The sequence below is a fragment of the Bacillus sp. JZ105 genome (assembly GCF_053903125.1).
The window spans coordinates 417,288-432,670 of record NZ_CP096387.1 but is presented as its reverse complement, the minus strand read 5'-3'; the positions used below and the strand labels follow the sequence as shown (position 1 = coordinate 432,670).

Below are 15,383 nucleotides of genomic sequence, written 5' to 3'. Positions count from 1 at the left end.
TGCGTCTTTAGAAGACTTTTACACACTGGTTTTCCGTTGTTTTTAAAAACCTGATTTAATGGAACTTCCTTACAAAAAGGAGAGGGAGAATATCATAGAGGTTTCTTTTTCTTTTGTATAACTGTCATAGCAATGATAGATAAAGCCATTTTGCTGCTTTTCGATTCTCATGCCAGACAATTGATCATGATAACCAAGCATTCTCTCTTCTTCCCACACATTAAATAAATTCATCGTACCTTCGGAACATGTCATCATATGTTCACTATTTATTTTATCCGCCCATAATATGAATGTTGAGGCATAGCCTTTTCCTTCTAGTAAAAATCCATTCTCTGATATCAGAACCACTCCCTGTCTGCGTGAAGAAGCTGCATAATGGATTTTCACTTGTACTATTTGATCATTTGAAAATTGAAAAACATCCGTTTTCATTATCTCATCTAATTGACCATCTAACTCTCGATACTCCTTCTCCTTTTTAATTCGCATGGATTTGTCTCTCCTCATTACTTTTTTTATGGCCGTGACCCTTGAGCGTCACTTTCAACAAATAAATGAAAATAAAACACGGCATACAAATGATCGCCATCCCTAAGAATGCATAGGAAGGTGATAAGGAAAATAAATACCCGCTCACTATTGTTAAAAGCCCGTTGCCAAGACTTAAACCTAATGCTGCGTATAACCCGTGAGCATAAGGAAAGAATTGATTCTTTATATTTCTATCCAGGTACTTCATAAAGGCAACCTGAGTAAGCCCAAATGTAAAGGCATGGAGTATTTGCGCCATGATAAAAATCAGCACATGATCAAAAAGGAAAAGTAACATCCACCTCACAATAGATGCCGTTATACTAAACATCAACAAAGTCGTCACTTGACCCTTTTTAAAAAGGGAATCGGAAATATAAAAGAAGACTATTTCCGCAATGACTGCTAGTAACAATAGAAACCCAATATACTCTGGTTGAACTCCTATACCGCCTAAAAACAGCACAGCATAACTGTAATATGCCGCGTGTGCCGATTGAAGAATAACACAAAGAAGTAGAACCAGCACAAATGATTTTGACTGGAATAGTTTTTTGATACTCATTCCTGCCCGTTCATTCTTTTCTCGTAAAGTGTTTGGGGCCCTTAAAGAAGCCAATAAGGCAAATATCATCAAACCAGAAATCATCACGTAGATAATGGCTTTTTCTCCCAAAATAGAAATAACGACACCCATTAGCAGCAAAGCCACGATGTATCCAAAAGAACCATAAGACCTGCACCGTCCGTACGAAATCTCTCCTTTCTTCATCAGTTTTGATGCCATTGCTTCATGCATTGCTAAAGGCATTGGATAGAGCAGACTAATGAAGAAGGTCGTCACAATAACTGCAAGAAAGCTATTTGCTGGTATGAGAAGAGCAAAAAGAAGAACCGATAAAAAAACCACCCATTGATTTAATCGTGCCAGGCTCATATACTGACTAGCCAATGGAAATAAAAAAAAGGTAGTCATCGCACGGGTCAACAGTCCTGTCGCAATAATAATACCAGCTTGATCGGGCGTGAAATTCTTATCTGAAACAAGCCATATAGACCAGTAAGGCACAAATATACCGAATGTGAAAAAGAAGCCAAAAAACTGCATGGACATCCATTTGTGAGCCTTCATATTCTTTCTGCCAATCTGTCTCTATTTAAGTTAGCTTTTATAAATTCACTCATCTTTTGAAAACAGCGGTCTCTGGATGACGCTTCAAAAGCCTCAGAATATGGATTGGCAAATCCATGTCTTCCCTCTACCGTCATCATATGCAGACCATGCTTTCCCTCCATAACTTTCACCATTTCTTTAGGGTGAAAGGAATTTTCAATGGCAGGGAAAAAAAGCAATGATTCACATTCAGGTGAAATCGTGACGTAATCTCTTATTCTAGAACCATAAAATCCGATTACACCTGAAAACAAATCTCCATGCTGGCTGCATAGCCAAGCGACTGTTGCACCGACACTAAACCCTAATACAAATAGGTTGATTTCCTCATCTTTTGTTTTTATCTTTTTCGCTAAATGAAGAACTGTGTTAATCGATCGTTCAAAACCAACTTCATTCATGAAGTAGCGATATGCATCATCCTTCCTGTCTTCATCAAAGTATTTGACTCGGCCTAATAAATGAGGACAATAGACTTTAAAACCTGCCAACTCAAAATGTTGAATGACACTCTTCATATGATCATTTATTCCATATATCTCATGTATTAAGATGATTGCAGGTTTTTGATGTGATGTTTGCAAATGACGTTCATTCCTTTCAAAAGAGTAAAAAACGTGAGGACTTCTTCATTACTTATTCCTTAGTCACTTTTACTTCCATGTGTAATATACCTGTAAATGTAGGGTTAGAAGTCCATTCTGGATTTTCAAGATCGTATAAAGGCTGTATATCAGGACATCGCGTAATGACTTCTTTTAATATTTCCATGATTTCTGCCCGAGCAAATGCTGCTGCGATACAGGTGTGATAGCCTCCACCAAAAGCCATATGACGGGATCCTTTTCTTGTAATATCCATTTGATCAGGATGTTCAAATACTCGCTCATCTCTTCCGGCAGATGCCAAGAAAAAATAAACTGAATCGTTCTTCTTAATTTGCTTTCCGTGTAACTCAAAATCTGCAGATGCGTGTCTGACAATGTATTGAATAGGTCCTTCTAACCTCATTGTCTCATCTAAAACTTTAGGTAATAACGACATATCCTTTTTCAACATAGCGAGAATCTCTTGATTTTTGAATAACAAATGTAAGGAGTTACTAAGAACAAACTGCGGGATCTTATGACCCCCAAAAATCAAATGCATTGTTTGAGCAATTAATTGGTCATCTGTTAACTCGCCATTAACACCTGGTGTCTCAGAAATCAGCCGGCTTAACAAGTCATTTTTCTTCTCTTTTCTTCTTTCAGCAATGGCATTAGATAAATACGCATAAATTTCTTTCACGCTTCCTCTGACTTGTTCACTTATTTCTTTACTTGGTACATGAGATACGACAAAATTTTGCATAAAAAGAGCAATATCATCAGACCATTTAATAAACTTGTCTACTTCTCCCCCTGGGATACCAAGCATTTTACACAGCACCATTGCAGGGATTGGATGAGCAATTTCCTCTACGAAATCAAATGATACTGTATTGTTTTCTAGCACCCGTTCAATAATTGTTGCGACAATTTTTTTGATTTCTGGTGTAATAAGTTCAATTTCATTGACTAAAAAGGCACGATTCATATAACCCCTTAGCTCTGTATGATCAGGACGGTCATGGTAAACCATCCATGTTTGAATGATGTCAATGATGTCCTTAAAGTGTTGATCTTCTCCTTCTTCTAAATTACTCATTTTTAAAGGAATGACCTGACTGGAGATAAAACGATCCCCTGGAAGGTTTGTCGTCATATCAGCATGTCTTGTAATGAACCATGACTTCATTTCTTCATTCCAGCATACAGGGGCTTCATTTCTCAATTCCTTATAAATGTCATAACGATGTTCAAAATATTCATCACTGTACAAACTCAACTGTTTCACACTTTGTTCTGTCTTCAATTTCAACCATCATCCCTTCTGTTTTCACCTTCGAATCTTTGATTCAATTTGTTCACCTTCTCCATCATTCCGGTCTACGAGGCAAATAAAAAAACCAAGATAAAGAGAACCTGCCACCGCATCACGGAATAGCATGAGAAGTTCTACCTGATCTTGGTCTTAAAGAATACATGATTGAAACAAAACACAGAAGTCATTAGTTAGAAAATTCTAACAATATAAAATTGTATTAGTTCCTTTCATTTCTCCTATAAGTAAGATTAAGTAGCAATCTTCTCGTAGTCTAATTCTTTACGGGAATTAGGTAGAGACTCTCAGACCATATTACTGAAGGTATACGAGTATTGCTGCTTGCATCTAATTTGAATCAAATGGAAAAATTAACATTAAAATACTTTTCCTAAGTTGATCATAGCACATTTGTATATGAAATGGTTTATGAAAATATAGCATTTTTAAAAATACACACGTATCGGTTCATTTTGGTTTTCGATTTATGTCAATCACATGAATATGTTTTGTTTGAATATCCTTTTCATCTGGGTATATTCAGAGCGTAAGTTTGACGATTTCTTATAAGGGGAACGGCAGTTGCGGGCATAAAGTTGGTGAGATTCGCTCAAGCTAGTTTCAAATGCTTTACTTTTAGGTTGCTTCTCTGTAAGATCATATGTTGTAAATACCAACAAGAAAAGTGGGGAATAAAATGAAAAAAATGTTCTTTGCCATTATGTTAGGCGCTTGTGTTGCATTGATCACGGCATGTGGATCTGGTGCAAGCGACAACGCGAATAAACAATCTGGGTCTAAGGAATCAGGAGACCTTTGGAAATCCATTCAGGATAAAGGTGTATTAACCATCGGAACTGAGGGTACTTATGCTCCTTTCACCTTCCATGACAAAAAGACAGATAAATTAACTGGCTATGATGTAGAAGTCATCACAGAAGTAGCAAAGCGTCTTGACTTAAAACCTGAATTCAAGGAAACACAATGGGACAGTATGTTTGCTGGACTGAACGCAAAACGTTTTGACGTGGTAGCGAACCAAGTGGGGAAAACTGGACGTGAAAATCAATACGATTTCTCTGATAAATACACGACATCTCAAGCTATTGTTGTGACAAAATCAGATAATAACGACATCAAGAAACTATCTGATGTTAAAGGCAAAAAAGCAGCACAATCGTTAACAAGTAACTACAATAAACTAGCAACAGATGCTGGCGCTAAGATCGAAGGCGTTGAAGGTCTTGCACAATCCATTCAATTGATTCAGCAAGGACGTGCTGATCTGACGTTCAATGACAAATTGGCTGTATTGAATTACTTGAAAACAAGCGGTAACAAAAACCTAAAAGTTGCATTTGAAACAGGAGATCCTCAAGAAACGTATTTCGCATTCAGAAAAGGCAGCGGCGAAGTCGTTGACAAAGTGAATGGCGCATTAAAAGAAATGAAAAAAGACGGTACACTCGCTAAGATTTCTAAGAAATGGTTTGGTGAAGATGTTACAAAATAATATCCTAGGAGTCGTCATTCCTTGGGATCTTCTTCAGCAATCTTTTTGGCCAATGGTGATGCAGGGGATTTATTATACAATTCCCCTCGCCATCATTGCCTTTATTATTGGTATTTTTATCGCGCTTGTGACAGCTCTTGCGAGAATGTCTAAAATCAAAATCCTCAGATGGATTTTTTCCATCTATGTGTCGGCCGTTCGCGGAACGCCGCTTTTTGTGCAATTGTTTATTATTTTCTATTTCTTTCCGACATTTAATATCACACTGGATCCATATCCAAGCGCCATTATTGCTTTTTCTTTAAACGTAGGTGCATATGCGTCGGAAATTATCCGTGCGTCCGTCCTGTCTGTTCCAAAAGGACAATGGGAAGCAGGTTATTCCATTGGGATGACACATCGCAAAACGCTTGTCCGCGTGATTTTACCGCAGGCTGTACGTGTATCGATTCCACCGCTGTCTAATTCATTCATTAGCTTGGTGAAGGATACATCCCTTGCCTCCCAAATTCTCGTGGCAGAGATGTTCCGTAAATCACAGGAAATTGCTGCGGCGAACTTGGATCAAATATTATTCATTTATATGGAGGCAGCTCTGATCTATTGGGTATTCTGCTTCATTCTATCGCTCGTTCAGCATCAAATTGAAAAACGACTTGATCGATATGTCGCAAGGTAAGGAGGGAACGACATGCTAACAGTCAAAGGCTTAAAGAAATCCTTTGGGGAAAATGAGATTTTAAAGTCGATTGATTTTTCGATCAACAAAGGGCAGGTTGTGGCCATTCTCGGTCCATCTGGTTCAGGAAAAACAACAATGCTTCGCTGTTTAAATGCACTTGAAATACCAAATGGCGGCTCCTTTACCTTCGATGATTTCTCGATTGATTTTTCGAAAAAAAATAAATCAGCTGATCTGCTGAAGTTACGCCGGAAATCAGGAATGGTGTTTCAGGATTATCACCTTTTTCCTCACCGTACAGTGCTTGAAAATGTGATGGAAGGTCCTGTCCAGGTGCAGCGCCGTCCAAAGGAAACGGTTCGAAAAGAAGCCATTCAGCTCTTGCAAAAGGTCGGTCTGGAAGATAAAAAGGATCTGTATCCATTCCAGCTCTCAGGCGGTCAAAAGCAGCGTGTCGGGATTGCCCGTGCACTTGCCATTCAGCCAGAACTCATGCTTTTTGATGAACCAACCTCTGCGCTTGACCCTGAGCTTGTCGGGGAAGTCTTAAAGGTCATGAAGGATCTAGCGAAGGAAGGCTGGACCATGGCAGTTGTCACACATGAAATCAAGTTTGCGCAAGAAGTAGCAGACGAAGTGATTTTTATTGATGGCGGCGTCATCGTCGAACAAGGTCCTCCGGAAGAAATCTTCAAACGACCAAAGGAAGAACGAACAAAACAATTCTTAAACCGGATATTGAATCCAGTATGATGAAAAAAGGCTGTTCTCATGTGGTGAGGGCAGCCTTTTTTCATCTTTTTAAAAGTAAGCGATTACAATCAAACAAAGCCATTTAAAGGGGTGTGAGAGTATGTTACGATGGAAATCGAGTGTTTAAGAAAGAAGGGAATGCTTTTGAAGCGGGAACATCTTTTACGTTGGTTTTTTTATTTTGTTGGATTGATCGTACTAGCTTTTGGACTATCGCTGACAGTGAAAGGGAAGATCCTTGGGATTGGTCCTTGGGACGCTTTCCACTACGGACTGTTTCAGCATTTTGGACTCACAATTGGACAATGGTCCATTATTATTGGTGCACTTATTGTGACACTGACTTCTATTTTTACGAAATCATTTCCAAAGATCGGCGCTTTACTGAATATGGTGCTGGTTGGCGTGTTTATTGATTTCTTTAATGCGATATTACCTGCGCCACACGGGTATTTACCGTCCTTATATGTATTTATTACAGGTGTTGTTGTTTCTGGATATGGCGTTGGCATTTATGTTTCAGCCAATCTTGGCGCTGGGCCACGAGACTCATTAATGCTGCTCATCTCAGCGAAAACGGGACTGAACATACAGTGGGTTCGAAATGGCATTGAGTTAACAGTGCTTTTGTTTGCATGGATGCTCGGTGGACCGATTGGCATTGGAACGATTTTGACTGCGATCTTCACAGGTCTTGTCCTTCGTTTCTCCTTGCCGCAATCGACACGGCTTCTGCAGCTGCTCATTACAAAAACAGCAGAGAAACCTGTTCAAACCCTGACTAGATGAGAACAAGCCATTCTATAATTAGAATGGCTTCAATTGTTGACAAAGGGCTAAAATGATTTTTATTTTAGCTCTTTGTCTTCTTTTCAGCGTGATAGAAAACCTTTGCAGTCTAGGAAGGACGAGCACTGGCGCGGAGCGAATTTGACATTCGTGAGCACCAGCGCGCAGGACTGACAAAGAATGCGAGGGTTTGTCTACACGCTGAAGCCATTCTATAATTAGAATGGCTTTTCTTGTGGTTAAATAAATAAACAGACTTTTCTTTTAATTATAAGAGGAAATCAGCCTGCCTCTTTCTCTTTTGCACGGCGCTCTTCAATGGTACAATCAATGTAAAAAATTAGAGGTTCGTTATGAAGATATTTGCTATCCAATTACAACACTTAGATGAAATTGATGCACGACAACAAATAGATCGGCTGAAACCCTTTGTTTCATCTGAAAAGCGTGCTGCGGCTGAACGCTTTCGTTTTTTGATCGATGCAAGAAGAACCTTGTTAGGTGAGGTGCTGGTTCGTCAAACGATCCATGATATGTACGATCTGCCTATGGATCAGATCGTTTTTGGAACTGAAGGCAATGGCAAGCCAGTTGTCCGGCAGCTTCCTTCTTTTCATTTTAATCTTTCTCATTCTGGCGATTGGGTCGTTTGCGCAGTAGATGATGCACCTGTTGGCATTGATATTGAGGAAATCAAACCTATTGATCTGGCGATTGCCAAACGTTTTTTTTCAGCGGATGAGTATCAGGATTTACTCTCACAACCGGCAGAACGGCAGGAAGCGTATTTCTTTCATTTATGGTCAATGAAGGAGGCCTTTATCAAGCTGACTGGAAAAGGCTTATCCTATGGGCTTTCGTCCTTTACAGCCCGTCTGTCAGAGGATGGACAGGCTGCGTTAACATTACCTGATCATGAAGCGCCTTGTTTTGTGCAAACATATTCACTTGACCCTGCCTACCAAATGGCGGTATGCTCACGAAAGTCTGCTGCGGCTGAAAGCGTTGAGAAAATCACTTGCAGTGATGTCCTGTCCCGTCTTTAATAACGCGTGCTTTGCTGAAATAACGTCTTTAATAGATCGACTCCGCGTGTGATCTGCTCTTCTTTCACCTGCCAGATGTTCAGCTGAAGAATGGGGTCCTTTTGATAGGCCTGCAGGTAATGGCGGTCAATTGGCTGAATGGAAACAGATGCCTTTTTCAGCTGCTGAATGAGCTGGTTCATGGGAATCGACCGGTCGACACGTACATGTGTATGGGTAGCCGGCTCCTGTTCTCCCAGCTGATAAGCGCCCTGATCATTTTTTAAACTTGTCACGAGCTGCGTGGATCGATTTCGATACGTCGCCTGCATTCTGTCTCTATGCCGCTCAAACATCCCGCTTTTTAAATAGATTTCTAAAGCTGCCTGGGACAGCATGGAGCTGTCGATATCAATCAGCCGTTTGTGTTCGCTAAAAGGTGTAATCAGTTCTTCAGGTAAGACGACAGCTCCTGTTCGCAGCCCCGGAAAGATGATTTTAGAAAAGCTTTTCAAATAAATAACCTTTCCTGCCTGATCATATGAATAGATCGGGTCTCTTTTTGTGTCGAATTCTAAATCTGCTAGATAATCATCCTCAACAATGTAGACATCATATTTCTCAGCAAGGGCTGCAATCGCTCTTTTTTCTTGCTTTGATAAACTCGTTCCAAGCGGGTTTTGAAATCGTGGCATCGTATAGAAAAAACGAATCTCCTCTTCTCGAAAGATACGTTCTAATTCGAGCAGATCGATCCCTTTTTCCGTCCGTTGAATTCCGCGCACAGGCAATTGGTTTTTCTCTAAATATTGGAGATATAAGTGATACCCCGGCTGTTCGACTAGTATGGTTTGTTTTCCATTCGGAAAAGGGATGGTGCTTAATATGGATAAAGCGAGCTGAATGCCAGAGGTCATGACGATCTGTTCTGGATGAGCAAACACTTGATAATCCATTAATCGCTTTGAAATGACTGGCAGCAGCGATGGTAAGCCGTTGGCTGTGCCGTAAATAAATAATTCATTTTGATATAAATCGATCGCTTGGTTGATGCAGTGCTGGAAATCGACATATGGAAACACAACGGGATCAGGTGCAGATGAAGCAAAATCAATCCATGTGCCGTCCTGCTTACCTGCTCGCTGCTTCGTTTTCACGACATAATAGCCGCTTCTTTCTACAGAATACAGCAAATGTTCACGCTCCAATGTATCCAGCGCCTTGATGACAGTGCTTTTACTCACTGCATATTGAGCCGCTAAGTGGCGAATGGAGGGAATTTTCATTCCAGCGCTGTACTCCCCTGAATCCATTTTTTCTTTTAAGCTCAAGACAAGCTGATCATATTTCCTCACACCTTTTCCTCCTTGTACCGGTACAGATATGATGTTCTCTTATTGTACACGTTAAATGATCCGATTACGATAGAAGAACAGAACCGGTCAATTCATTTGAAGCATGCATGCTCATGTAAGGAGTCACGTTGTGAATATATCAAAACAAAAAGCGTATGCTGCTGCGATCGCATATGCCTCTATCATTGGTTTTTCCTTTTTGTTTGTCAAAATAGCATTAGAATCAGCAAATCCAATCGATTTATTGGCACACCGCTTTACCGTTTCTTTTGCAGCCGCTCTATTGCTGTATCCGTTTCTACGAAAAAAGTATCGCGTATCCATTCAATGGCGTGATCTCATTTATATCGTACCGTTTTCCTTGCTTTACCCTGTTTTGTTCTTTGCTTTTCAAGTGTGGGGATTGATGTATACATCTTCTTCAGAGGCTGGCATCATTCAAGCGACGATTCCCATTTTGACGATGCTGCTGGCAGCCTGGTTTTTAAAGGAACGTGCGACATGGATACAAGTGCTGTTTACCTTCCTTTCTGTGTGCGGGGTGATGCTTCTCTTTGTCATGAAGGGAATCGATGTCAAGCATTCTCATTTCATCGGCTATGTACTGATTTTACTTTCAGCCTTGTCATCCAGTGCATATAGTGTGTTTGCCAGAGTGATTACAAAACGATTCCATGTGATCGAACTCACCTTTGTGATGACCTTCTTTGGCTTTGTCTTTTTCAATGCCGCCGCGCTTATTCGGCATTCGATCAATGGAACATTGCCTCAGTTTTTTAGTCCATTTACAGAACCATCCTTTGTATGGTCGATGCTCTTTTTAGGTATTCTTTCATCTCTTCTTACCGCATATTTATCAAACTATGCACTCTCACAGCTAGAAGCGGCAAAGGTCAGCATCTTTAACAATTTATCCGCGTTTATCACAGTCGCCGCCGGAGTTCTCATTTTACACGAAACGATTGATTGGTATCATCTCCTCGGAGGGGTGCTGGTCATTGGCGGGGTGATTGGCGGGAATGTGGTGAAGAAGCAGCATTCATAAGAAAAAGCGGCCTCTTTATAGAGAGCCGCTTTCTTATGTCTTATTAATTATTAATTGTTTTGTATAAGCTTCTTTTTTCGTCCAAATTTCATAGATAGTTACTGAAGTAATGTCATTATCAATATAAAAAATACGATTTATGAGCTATTAATTTTACTACTTTTTCTCATATCTCTTCAAAACACTACTAAACCTTTCGTTGCAGAGAAATAAAATACAGTATAAAAAACCCATTTATTAAATATCCTTTTTTTGTATAATATGGGCATATAAGCAAGGGAGGGGGTGTTAATTATGGAATTGAGTTTAAAAAATAGATTTTTTGCAATTGTAGGCTTGAGTCTTATTTTCACTCTAACTTTAACAACTATGATTTTATTGACTCTTGAACCAGTTACACCTTTTGCAAATCTAGTAGCAAACTATCCTCAAATACCTGGCTGGGCTATAACTTCTGTTAGTGCAATTCTAAATGCAGCAGGTACAGTGGGTGCTGTTGCTGCTGTCTTAGGTACTTTTGGACTTGGTACTATTGCTTCTCTGGTCATTAGTTATGCTAGAAAATACGGAGTGAAATACGCTATTTCTTTCTAAAAAAGATTTAATAGAGAAGGTGTAACAGCCTTCTCTATACACCTCTAAAATGGAAGTGTTGTAAATGCATAAATATTTAACATATACAAAAATCTTGTTAATCAATGATTTAAGAAGACATCATCGAAAAAATGCTCTCATTTTTGTATTTTTTGCTTTTTTATACATAATAACACCACTATTACTAGGTATATTAACTCCTTTTTTCGTTAAGAATTTATCAATATTCTATTTATCGCTGTTTCTATTTATGTTTACAGTTAATATTGATAAGAGTTTGATGAGAATACTTTTCTCCTCTGATAAAAAACAGATGGCTATTTTAAAAGTTCATCTAGATCAATATATTTTCGGCAAAGATATGAGTAAGTTTTTCAGCACTATGGTGGGTGTATTATTCTTCACTTTAGGGTCTTACTTAGCAAATTTAATTATAAATGGGTATGAGGGAGCTTTTACAATAGCAGCTCTGGCCGCCACTTCTTTTATTTTGGGTTACTTACTTAGATTACACGTCTTGCTGCTACTTTCTAATCCAAAGTTTTTCTCAATTTCATCGAGCATTGGTTATATAACTACAGGCCTCATTGCTCTATGGGTATTCACTGTATTTAGATTCAATTTATTAACAAATTCTTTATCTAGTTATTCAATATATTTTATTTTAACCTTCGCATTCATTAGTTTATTGTTACTGATGAATTGGAAGAAAAATGTTCGTAATGTACCAATTTTTAATTCCCAAAAAGAATTAAAAGAAAAACGAAAAAGAACATCTAGAGAGTTTAATCATATTTTGTTTTATGAAATTACACTTCTCATGAGAAATCCTCCTATTCAATGGTCAGTATTATTATTTATATTAACTTTATCTGGGGGGTTATTTGGTCTAATTCTTTATGGTGTTAATACAAATCAACTTGAAACATTGAATATAGAAAATGATTTTTTATTTATTTTTAGTGTGATTTTTCCAATGATTATTATATCGAATGCAATACAACCATATGTTTCTTTTGATATTGATGGTCCCATTCTTCCTTTAAAACAGAATCTACCTAACTTAGTGAAAAATAAAATTAAAAATAAGATTATTTTATCTATTATATTACACTTGTTTTTTTGTATTTTATATATCATTTTTTCAAGCTTTGTATTAAAACTAGATCAGCCTTTTTATGTGATGATTACTTTAATAAACACTTGCATTCTCGTCGGTATTTGTACTGTCGGTTCTACTGTTGTATTTCCTTATTTTAATTGGGAATTTGTTTATCAAGTTCCAAGTTCTCTTAGTAAATTGACTTTAAATATTAGTTATGGTTTCATTCTAGCTTTATCAGTGATTTCCTCATATAGCACAGTATATTTCATTTTAACAAATTCTGTTATGGCCGCTTGTTCATTCATCATTTTATTTTTAATGATTAAATTTTGGGATAGAACAATCAATAAAAACTACAAATCATTTAAAACATTATTTGAGTGAGGGATTGTATGTTATCAATTCATGGTCTAATTAAAGAATACAAAGAGTCTAACTTTAAAGTTATGATCCCTGAGATGCATTTCCAAGAGGGTAGGATTATCGGACTATTAGGTAAAAATGGTGCTGGAAAAACGACTATTTTAGAAATGGTAGCTGGATTGATAAATCCTGATGAAGGTCAAATATTAATAAATCATAATAAGCAGAATTTTTCTTCTGTCGGATATATGGAAGACGACCCAACTCTATTTGAAAACTTAACCTGTTTTGAACTTGTAAAATATCAATCTATGCTTGTAGAACAACCTTTAGAAAATGAACAAATCAAGGATTTATTGAGCAAATATGGGTTAGAAGAACAAATTCACCGCCGTTCCTCTGCTCTTTCAAGAGGCATGAGACAAAGAATGTCTTTTATTTTAACAATATTACATCATCCAAATATTATTCTATTAGATGAGCCATTTACAGGTCTTGATCCTACTAACATGGCTGACATGAAAAAACATTTAAGAAATTTCAGAGATGCCAACAAAATCATTTTGCTCTCCACACATATCATTCAATTTGCTGCAGACTTATGTGATGAAATCCTTTTTATTGATAATGGTAGTATCATTCACTCAGAAAAAAAATCTTCAGGAGTGACTTTTCATGAAGATCAGCTCGAAAAGAAATTTTTTGAAAAATTATCTTAAAAATTTTTCAGTTTTTATCATATTATTTTTAGGAGGTTTTAGTTTAAGTATTTTTGCTTCAACATTTATAGATAGTATAGATTTTAAAAACAACATTGAGATTCATAGCTATCTAGACATTTTTTTTAATAATCTTTTTGTGTCACTCCTAATATTAATATCTGGAATAGTTAGTTTAGGTTTGTTATCTAGCATGATTATTTTTCTAAATGGTTTTTTCTTAGGTGCATTTTTTATATCGTATACCTATATATATGGATTTGATATAGCATTATACTATATTATTTTCCACGCTCCGATGGAGATTGTCAGTTTGTTCCTTTTTTATTTTGTCTCTTTTGATATATCAAGACAGATTATAGGATATATCATATCTAAAAACAAAATTTCATTTAAAACAAAAGGGAAAATCTATGCAAGTCAGCTTATAACCGGTGTTTTCTTATTATTTATTGCTTCGATGATTGAATTTTATTTTATAAAAATTTGATTTTGTTAAAGGGTGCTATTATGAAAAAACACATTTTATTAGTATGTATGCTTTCTGGTATAATAGCTTTCATCCTTTCTATAATAAAAATGGATGAAATAAACAAAAATCTACTAGAACTACAACTTGATGGAAATCAAGATGTAATTGAAGTTAGTAAGTGGATAGGTATTTCACTTGCTGTGATTGGAGAAATATTCAAGCCAATGGTTGAAGTTTTATTTTTTTCATTAGTCATTTTTTTAAGTTTTATTATTTTCGGAATAAAGGATTCCTATAAAAATATTTTTAAAAAAGGGATATTAGCTTACTATTACATTTTACTAGGCAACTTGATTGTTATTATTTTATACCTATTTAAGGTATCTAATACTGAACGCACGATTACACTTCCATTTTTATGGAACATCAATATTTTCGTTCTAGTATCATTTAGTGTGTGGTGCTATTCTTACGTAAAATATCAAGAAAATAGAAGCTATAAATTTTTCATACCGTTCGTTTTATTATTCTTATTTTCATTAGCTATATCAGCGTTTTCAAGTATTATTCCTCAGTAAAAAAACGACCCTATGGATGGGTCGTTTTTTTCTTAATTGTTGATCAATTGCTGCTTAGCTGCATGCTCAATCACATGTCTCATCTGCTCTGCAAATGGCTCAAGGTGTGTGTTGATGTACATGTGGCCTCCATCGAAATTGGTGCGTTCGATGGTTTTTGCCCATTTTAGCCAGCCGCTTGCATCCTGCATGCATTTCTCATCTTGCTTTCCATTGAATAAATAAACAGGTGTGTCGATGATCGATTGATCTGTGTGCTGAAAGGTTTCTAACGCCTTGTAGTCTGCACGCAATGACGGCGTAAAGTAATCCATCATTGGTTTGTTCTCTAGTAATTCCTTTGGAATCCCGCCCATTTCGGCAATATGCTGTACAAATGCTTCATTGGATAAATGCGTCAGCATCTGCCGTTTTGTTTGCGGAGGCTGAATGGCTGAGATCACCACTGCTGCGGGATAAATTCCTTCCTTTTCTAACAGCTGGGTTAGTCTGTATACCACAAGTCCTCCCATTGAATGTCCAAATAGAATAAATGGACGGTTCAATTTGTCCGTGAGTGCTTCTTTGTACAGCTCTGCCAGCCGGTCAATGCTTGATTCAAGCTGCATGAGATTGGTGCCGTGCCCTGGGGGCTCTGCTGCTGTGACTTCGGCCACGTCTTTTAGCTGTTCAAAGAGCGGACGGTATGAGGCGGAATATCCGCCGGCAAAAGGAAAACAAATAAGCTGAATGAGATGTGATTTTTTTTCAAAGGTTTTCAATAACTGATTCATACGT

General features: G+C 37.5%; 17 protein-coding genes and 1 riboswitch. Of the genes, 11 read left to right on the top strand and 6 right to left on the bottom strand.

Annotated features, from left to right (window positions below):
* Window positions 1-69: 69 nt before the first annotated feature.
* Genes M1D81_RS02075 through M1D81_RS02060 form a run of 4 tightly spaced genes read right to left on the bottom strand, consistent with a single transcriptional unit; the run spans window position 70 to window position 3,610 of the window.
* Window positions 70-492, bottom strand: coding sequence for a hypothetical protein (locus M1D81_RS02075; protein WP_087978498.1), 423 nt, complete (start codon window positions 490-492; stop codon window positions 70-72).
* Window positions 482-1,666, bottom strand: coding sequence for an MFS transporter (locus M1D81_RS02070; protein WP_087978497.1), 1,185 nt, complete (start codon window positions 1,664-1,666; stop codon window positions 482-484). The genes M1D81_RS02075 and M1D81_RS02070 overlap by 11 nt, the downstream gene beginning before the upstream one ends.
* A complete protein-coding gene (locus tag M1D81_RS02065; RefSeq protein WP_456265775.1) occupies window positions 1,663-2,292 on the bottom strand; it encodes a dienelactone hydrolase family protein in 630 nt (209 codons plus the stop codon). Before M1D81_RS02065 ends, M1D81_RS02070 begins: the two co-directional genes overlap by 4 nt.
* Before the next feature lie 52 nt (window positions 2,293-2,344).
* Window positions 2,345-3,610: a cytochrome P450 gene (locus M1D81_RS02060; protein WP_229137380.1), complete on the bottom strand. Its 1,266-nt coding sequence runs from the start codon at window positions 3,608-3,610 to the stop codon at window positions 2,345-2,347.
* 253 nt (window positions 3,611-3,863) lie between these two features.
* Window positions 3,864-3,965, bottom strand: a riboswitch (purine riboswitch).
* Window positions 3,966-4,310: 345 nt separating this feature from the next.
* On the opposite strand from M1D81_RS02060, the gene tcyA reads away from it, so the two are divergent.
* The 5 genes from tcyA to M1D81_RS02035 all read left to right on the top strand — a co-directional run bounded on the left by tcyA (window position 4,311) and on the right by M1D81_RS02035 (window position 8,396).
* Entirely contained in the window at window positions 4,311-5,126 is an 816-nt protein-coding gene (tcyA, locus tag M1D81_RS02055; protein ID WP_046313883.1) for a cystine ABC transporter substrate-binding lipoprotein TcyA, read from the top strand.
* Window positions 5,113-5,805 carry an amino acid ABC transporter permease gene (locus M1D81_RS02050; protein ID WP_456267168.1) on the top strand — a complete coding sequence of 231 codons (693 nt, stop codon included), beginning with the start codon at window positions 5,113-5,115 and terminating at the stop codon, window positions 5,803-5,805. Before tcyA ends, M1D81_RS02050 begins: the two co-directional genes overlap by 14 nt.
* Before the next feature lie 12 nt (window positions 5,806-5,817).
* On the top strand, window positions 5,818-6,561 hold the full coding sequence (locus M1D81_RS02045) for an amino acid ABC transporter ATP-binding protein (RefSeq protein ID WP_024424287.1): 744 nt from the start codon (window positions 5,818-5,820) through the stop codon (window positions 6,559-6,561).
* A 144-nt stretch (window positions 6,562-6,705) separates the two neighbouring features.
* On the top strand, window positions 6,706-7,350 hold the full coding sequence (locus M1D81_RS02040; RefSeq protein WP_456265776.1) for a YczE/YyaS/YitT family protein: 645 nt from the start codon (window positions 6,706-6,708) through the stop codon (window positions 7,348-7,350).
* A 353-nt stretch (window positions 7,351-7,703) separates the two neighbouring features.
* Complete coding sequence (locus M1D81_RS02035; protein WP_456265777.1) at window positions 7,704-8,396, top strand: 4'-phosphopantetheinyl transferase family protein; 693 nt, start codon at window positions 7,704-7,706, stop codon at window positions 8,394-8,396.
* On the opposite strand, the gene M1D81_RS02030 is transcribed toward M1D81_RS02035, so the two are convergent.
* Entirely contained in the window at window positions 8,393-9,730 is a 1,338-nt protein-coding gene (locus M1D81_RS02030) for an aminotransferase-like domain-containing protein (protein ID WP_456265778.1), read from the bottom strand. The two genes, M1D81_RS02035 and M1D81_RS02030, sit on opposite strands and share 4 nt — an antisense overlap.
* A 103-nt stretch (window positions 9,731-9,833) precedes the next feature.
* On the opposite strand from M1D81_RS02030, the gene M1D81_RS02025 reads away from it, so the two are divergent.
* The 6 genes from M1D81_RS02025 (at window position 9,834) to M1D81_RS02000 (ending at window position 14,606) form a co-directional block, all read left to right on the top strand.
* Window positions 9,834-10,775, top strand: coding sequence for a DMT family transporter (locus M1D81_RS02025; protein WP_456265779.1), 942 nt, complete (start codon window positions 9,834-9,836; stop codon window positions 10,773-10,775).
* Between the two features lie 294 nt (window positions 10,776-11,069).
* Window positions 11,070-11,369 (top strand): hypothetical protein, encoded by a 300-nt coding sequence (locus tag M1D81_RS02020; protein WP_456265780.1) that lies wholly within the window; start codon window positions 11,070-11,072, stop codon window positions 11,367-11,369.
* 64 nt (window positions 11,370-11,433) lie between these two features.
* A complete protein-coding gene (locus tag M1D81_RS02015) occupies window positions 11,434-12,858 on the top strand; it encodes a hypothetical protein (RefSeq protein ID WP_456265781.1) in 1,425 nt (474 codons plus the stop codon).
* Window positions 12,859-12,866: 8 nt separating this feature from the next.
* The gene (locus M1D81_RS02010) at window positions 12,867-13,556 is read left to right on the top strand and encodes an ABC transporter ATP-binding protein (protein WP_456265782.1); all 690 of its coding nucleotides are present in this window, start codon (window positions 12,867-12,869) and stop codon (window positions 13,554-13,556) included.
* A complete protein-coding gene (locus tag M1D81_RS02005) occupies window positions 13,513-14,046 on the top strand; it encodes a stage II sporulation protein M (protein ID WP_456265783.1) in 534 nt (177 codons plus the stop codon). Before M1D81_RS02010 ends, M1D81_RS02005 begins: the two co-directional genes overlap by 44 nt.
* 20 nt (window positions 14,047-14,066) lie before the next feature.
* Window positions 14,067-14,606 (top strand): hypothetical protein, encoded by a 540-nt coding sequence (locus M1D81_RS02000; protein WP_456265784.1) that lies wholly within the window; start codon window positions 14,067-14,069, stop codon window positions 14,604-14,606.
* 32 nt (window positions 14,607-14,638) lie between these two features.
* Here M1D81_RS02000 and M1D81_RS01995 read toward each other — a convergent pair whose 3' ends face one another.
* Entirely contained in the window at window positions 14,639-15,379 is a 741-nt protein-coding gene (locus M1D81_RS01995) for a thioesterase II family protein (protein WP_456265785.1), read from the bottom strand.
* Window positions 15,380-15,383 lie beyond the last annotated feature (4 nt).